The organism is Mesorhizobium sp. M7A.F.Ca.CA.002.09.1.1 (genome assembly GCF_003998555.1).
Taxonomy (GTDB): Bacteria; Pseudomonadota; Alphaproteobacteria; order Rhizobiales; family Rhizobiaceae; genus Mesorhizobium; species Mesorhizobium ciceri.
In genome coordinates this window covers 1-1,868 of the sequence record NZ_RZRR01001000.1, presented here as the reverse complement: position 1 = coordinate 1,868, position 1,868 = coordinate 1, and the positions used below count along the sequence as shown (strand labels likewise).

The window sequence follows — 1,868 nt, the reverse complement described above, 5'->3', positions numbered from 1 at the left end:
GCTGATGTAGCGCACGGTGCCTTCGACAGTCTGGCCGCTGACCAGCCGTATGGTGGCCTTGTCCCCGAGTTTCAGGTAGCCGAGATCGCGCTCGCTGACTTCGCCGCGGGCAATCACCGGATCGAGCTTGAGGATGGTTGCCACCTCGCCGCCCTGCATGATGGAACTGCCAAGTTCCACCGGCACCCGGTCGATAACGCCGTCGAAGGGCGCCTTCACCTCGTTGCGGTCGAGTTCGGCCTGTGCCGTTTCCAGTTGCGACTGCGCCGAGGTCAGGTTCGAGCGCGCGGTGTCGAGCTGCAGCTTCGGCAGATTGCCGGTCTTCATCAGCCGCAAGGCTGCGTCCAACTCGGCCTGGCGCTGCACCACCAACTGCTTTGCATTGTCGACCATCGAGATCTTTTCTTCCGCCGCAAGCATCAGTACCAGATCCCCCGTCTTGACGTGATCGCCTTGCTTGACAGGCAGCTTGTCGATGACACCGGCGACGCGCGTCGCCAGCACCGCCCGCTTGTCGGCTTCGGTCAGCCCGGAAATGCGGATGGCGCGTGCATAGGTCTTGCGTGGCGGCGTCACCACCGCAACGGTGCGCAGCGGTGCCTTCGGCTCGGCTTCAGCCGTCTTCGGCTTGGCCGCGTCCGGCGCCTTGGCCTGTTCGGCTCCGGCTGCCTTGGCTTTGTTGGCGGCTACGCTGCCGACCGACGAAAACTCGCCTGTCGCCATCCACGCCGCGAAACCAATGAGCACAACAATGGCTGCAAGCTTGTGAAACCTGATTCTCGGCATCGTCGTTGTTTTCCACTGCGGGTTCGGCCAGCGTCCTCATAACGCGGGCGCGTCGCCGATATGGGTGCGCGCCAAGCCGTGTTCAATTTGCCGTGATCGGCGAAGCGCGCTTCTACATCAAAGTTGCACCGCAATATAGTCTGAAAGTTGCAAGATCATTGCCCCGGCGGACAAGATGCGCCCGCCGCGGCCCAGTCTTCGATCGCTTGATAGGTCGCTTCGGCAGAGCCCGGAGCCGGTTCACGATCCGGCCCCGGCGCCCAGCCCCAGGCGACCAATCTGTCGTCGCGAACATGCAGCGCGATGTCCTTCAAGCTGCGGTTGCCATTGCGCAGGGGATCCCTGATCTGGGCGCAGATTTCGGCCGAGGATTTGCCGAACCAGGCCATCTCGGCCGGCGCCAAATGCCAGTTCTCGGCCCCGGGCGGCCCGTGCAATGCCTTGGAATTGCTGGAGAAATGGCAAGTCGTGCAGCGCAGGCCCGGATTGCCGAAGCCCGACCCGTCAGCACCGCGCTGGACATTGAAGGCGTGAACGCGCGTACCGCGATAGTGCGCACCCGACCATCGCGGCCGGTCGTCCGCGACATGACAGTCGGCGCAGCGCGGATGCGAGAACACCGCATAGACCTTGTCCCATTCGGGCAGGCCTTTCGCCGCGTCGACGGTCGCCGGCGCCGGCGTCTGGCTCTCTTGCGCAATCGCAAACGGCGCTGCGAGCACGAGCATGGCAGCAGGCGTCAGCATGATGAGGAGCTTCTTCATGCGAAGGCCACCGTTTTCGACAGCGGCAGCGTGCGGATGCGCTTTCCGGTGAGCGCGAAGATGGCGTTGGCGAGTGCTGGAGCCGCCGGCGGTGTGCCGATCTCGCCGACGCCGCCCATCTTGTGGAAATTTTCCAGGATGGCGACTTCGAAGACCGGGCACTGGAAGATCCGCATGGCATCGAAATCGTGGAAGTTCGACTGTTCGACCATGCCGTCGGCGAAGGTGATTTCCTGACCCATCGCCGCCGAAAGGCCGTAGATGGCGGCGGAAATCAACTGCGCCTCGATGATGCCGGGATCGAGCGCGGTGCCGACA

At 63.8% G+C, this 1,868-nt stretch carries 2 protein-coding genes and 1 pseudogene; all 3 read right to left on the bottom strand.

Annotation, left to right across the window (positions count from 1 at the left end):
* A partial coding sequence (locus EN994_RS29465; protein ID WP_127308054.1) for an efflux RND transporter periplasmic adaptor subunit occupies positions 1 to 786 on the bottom strand: 786 nt, incomplete at its 3' end.
* Between the two features lie 155 nt (positions 787 to 941).
* Positions 942 to 1,550: a hypothetical protein gene (locus tag EN994_RS29460; RefSeq protein ID WP_063169180.1), complete on the bottom strand. Its 609-nt coding sequence runs from the start codon at positions 1,548 to 1,550 to the stop codon at positions 942 to 944.
* Positions 1,547 to 1,868, bottom strand: a pseudogene (locus EN994_RS29455) (xanthine dehydrogenase family protein molybdopterin-binding subunit); the annotation flags it as partial. The pseudogene EN994_RS29455 and the gene EN994_RS29460, both read right to left, overlap by 4 nt.